The sequence below is a fragment of the Okeania sp. SIO2B9 genome, from assembly GCF_010672505.1.
GTDB classification, from domain to species: Bacteria; Cyanobacteriota; Cyanobacteriia; order Cyanobacteriales; family Microcoleaceae; genus Okeania; species Okeania hirsuta.
The window spans coordinates 1-3495 of record NZ_JAAHGK010000835.1; the positions used below are offsets into that span (position 1 = coordinate 1).

Consider the following 3495-nt stretch of genomic DNA (forward strand, 5'->3'; position numbering starts at 1 on the left):
GGCGACGAATCGATGATCGATCGTCCGTTCGCCGAGCGGCGCGAGCGGCTCCTGGCCACCGTCGCACCGCGGCATCGAGTTCGGATCACACCGGCGTCGGACGATCGTGCGCAGGCCGAGGAGTGGTTCGGCCGGTTCGAGGGCGCCGGGCTCGACGGGATCGTTGGCAAGCCCCGCGAATTTTTTTCCTCAAAAAATGGTTTTGTAAGATTTATTTCTCAAATATGTATAATATCTAAAAATTCAAAAATTATTTAAGAATATTATGGAAGATTTAATAACAATAGAAACAGCAGCTAATTCAGTTATCAAAAATTCCCCGAATAAACCCTCTCAAGATTCTGTAGTCTCTGCACTTATTCAAATTGAAAAACAGTCAAAAAAACAAGAAAATAACTATAATATTGAGCAATTATCGGGCAATTGGCAATTATGTTTTATTACTGGTACGAAAAAAACTAGAAAGCGAGCAGGTATTGTTCTGGGAGCTGGACGTTATATTCCTAATTGGGTAAAAATTTCACTCTCCTATTTTTCTCCTCTCAATACTTCTGAAACACCTGAGCAATTAGAAATAGGCAGGGTAGAAAATACGGTAGAATTTGCTGGTTTGAAACTATCTCTTTCTGGTCCGACAAAATTTATAGATAAAAAAAATATTTTGGCGTTTGATTTTACAAAAATTACAATCAAATTATTAGGAGTAAAACTTTATTCTGGATATATTCGAGGTGGTCAAGAAAGTGAAGATAAATTTGCGACTGAAAGTGTGGGTAAGCAAGCTTTTTTTGCTTACTTTTTGATTCAAGAAAAATTTATTTCTGCGAGGGGAAGAGGTGGAGGATTAGCTATTTGGGGAAAATTGGAAAATTAGAATTTCAACAGTTAATTCAGAAGGAAGAAGGAAGAAAGAAGAAGGTTTTATAGCACTGCGTCTTTTGGTTAGGACAATAAATTTGGGTTGTAGGGGAGACTATACATAAGCAATTTTCCCTTTTGCTCTCTGCTTTCTACCTTCTTCAACTAAGAGGATATCTGAAAAGTTTTTTGATACTGAATTTTGCCCGTCTAGCAAGCCAACTTTGGGGGGAACAAGAGTCAATTTACTTCTAAAAGTCCCTCAATTTTGAGGGATTTAGGGGGCTTGGATGTAGTAAATGAGACTTCTCAGACAACCTCTAAGATTCCGTTGATAACTTTTGCCCAATTCTAGGTTCTTGACCAGCTAAAAGTCGTTCAATATTGCTGCGGTGACGCAAAATTACATACATACCACCAGCAACAGCAAATATTTCATAAGGCAGTGGTTGACCTGTGAAAAACATTAACCCAGAAACAGAAATAGTAGCAATGATAGAACTCAGAGAAACAATACGACTAATAGCTAAAAATACAGCAAATACAGAAAGTGCTCCTAAACCAACAACCCAAGACATTGCTAACAAAATACCCAGACTAGAAGCAACTGATTTGCCTCCCTTAAAACCAATCCAAATAGATTTAGTATGGCCGAATATAGCTATTAGTCCTGCTAAGATTACCATCCATTCTTTTGCTATATAAACATCAGGTATTCCAGCAGCAATAGTTAAGTTTTGCACAAACAAAAGAGAGTAAATATAGCGGACTAGAGCGATCGCTAATACCCCTTTTAAAATATCAATAACTAACACCGCCAAAGCAGGCCATTTGCCGATGGTTCTTAATACATTTGTCGCACCTGTAGAACCCGAACCTTGTTCGCGAATATCAATCCCGTAGAACCACGAACCTATCCAATAACCACTAGGAGTAGCACCCAATAAATAGGCAATAATTAATATTACTCCGTTTAATAATAACCAGCTAATCATTAAATTACTCCTTTAAAAAAAGCATCAATTAGGAGGAACAAATTTAGCATAGCTTGAATTGATCCTATATCCACAATCCCTCTGAATTAGCTTTTTGCTTGCTCCAATTCAGAAATATTTGTACTTCTTGGAGATATAGCAGAAGGAAGAAGGAATAAGGAAGAGGGAAGAAGGAAGGAGGTTTTAGTTATCTAGGAGAGAAAAAGAAAGAAGGAAAAATTTTGCATTGTCTGAGTTTTAAGCTTTTGATATGTCCAGACCCTTTCCTTTGACTACTATATTGTTATCAATCTAGCTATTAATTTTTGATTTTTTGATTTAAGGAGAGGTAATTCTAAATTCTAAATTCTAAATTCTAAATTCTTCAATTTCAAAATCTATCCATTGAGTTTTGAGTTCCAGGTTCAGGAGCAAAGGCTAACCACAGAGGAAACTGTAACATTGAGAGACTAATTTTATCTTCCGTATCATCAATCACAATTATCGGTAATTTTCCCTGTTTCACTAACCGCCCTGCTTTTTGGGCCAATATCTCTGGATCTTCAAATAGAGCCACACCTCTATCTGGACTAAAATCACGGCGGTCAATGCCTAAACAATCTTGTAAACCCCGTCGCCATTCTCCTAAACGTTCCGGGGAGTTAGCAAGTATCAGAGCGCGTACTCGTGTATCGTACAAATCTCTTAATACAGAAACAATTGTCGAAGCAACCAAAATATTTTGCAAGCGACTGCCCATAGTTCGCAGGGCACCACGACCACCCTGAGAAAAAAACCAGCTAGAAACTCTTTCTGCATGAATAGGTTCAAATGTACGCCGTAATTTCCAGGGCGGGCCATAATAATCTGGCATCTTCCGATATTCATCAAGAATTTGGCGAATTTGTCTAGCTTGCTCCTCAAAACCCATTTCCGCAAATTGGGGATTTTCAGTATTTCTGACAGACCGAGGAGAATTTTCCATAACAGAAGGAGTTGGAGGTTCCTGTATCTGTGGAGTTAATTCTAACTGTTCGGCAGCAAGAGCTAAATCTTGTAAACTTCCTACTAAATAATCTTTAAATCCCTGAATTCTAATTGCCAAATCCTGAGAAGCACCTGCAAAAGTAGTTCGCATCTCTTTCTGAATACGTTCTTTGCGACGTTCTAGTTTTTCGACTTCTACTTGCAATACTTGTCTACGGGACTCTAACTGATTCAAAGCTTCAGGTAACAGACGCCCTATGGCCTCAGTTTGCGCCATTACTTCTTGCTGTAATTTGGCCTTGGTTTGTTGTAGGACAGCTATTTCCTCCTTCAAATTTTCTTCTTGATGTTGAAGGCCATTAACTAGTGGTGTTAATTCTGTTTCAATTTCTGCAACTGGGGGAGTTGTAGGTTCTTCTTTGATATTAGGAATATCTGTAAAATTCTCTTTTACAAATGGGGGAGTTGTAGATTCTTCTTTGATATTAGGAGTATCTGTAGAATTCTCTTCTATAAATGGAACATACTCTGCATCTATTTCTGTAACTGGGGGAGTTGTAGATTTTTCCTTGATATTAGGAGTATCTGTAGAATTCTCTTCTATAAATGGAACATACTCTGCATCTATTGGTTGAGTCGTGGTAGACTTGTAAGTCCTGACACTTTGTTTATCTGA

The 3495-nt window shown here is 38.2% G+C and carries 3 protein-coding genes and 1 pseudogene; 2 read left to right on the top strand and 2 right to left on the bottom strand.

Going from position 1 to position 3495, the window contains the following annotated elements; genetic code table 11:
* Both F6K13_RS24145 and F6K13_RS24150 read left to right on the top strand, forming a co-directional pair.
* A pseudogene (locus F6K13_RS24145) lies at window positions 1-258 on the top strand (hypothetical protein); the annotation flags it as partial.
* 7 nt (window positions 259-265) lie between these two features.
* A complete protein-coding gene (locus F6K13_RS24150) occupies window positions 266-874 on the top strand; it encodes a hypothetical protein (protein WP_124154725.1) in 609 nt (202 codons plus the stop codon).
* A 304-nt stretch (window positions 875-1178) separates the two neighbouring features.
* Here F6K13_RS24150 and plsY read toward each other — a convergent pair whose 3' ends face one another.
* The gene (gene plsY, locus F6K13_RS24155) at window positions 1179-1853 is read right to left on the bottom strand and encodes a glycerol-3-phosphate 1-O-acyltransferase PlsY (protein WP_124154724.1); all 675 of its coding nucleotides are present in this window, start codon (window positions 1851-1853) and stop codon (window positions 1179-1181) included.
* Between the two features lie 370 nt (window positions 1854-2223).
* Window positions 2224-3243 carry a DUF3086 domain-containing protein gene (locus tag F6K13_RS24160; RefSeq protein WP_375339380.1) on the bottom strand — a complete coding sequence of 340 codons (1020 nt, stop codon included), beginning with the start codon at window positions 3241-3243 and terminating at the stop codon, window positions 2224-2226.
* Window positions 3244-3495 lie beyond the last annotated feature (252 nt).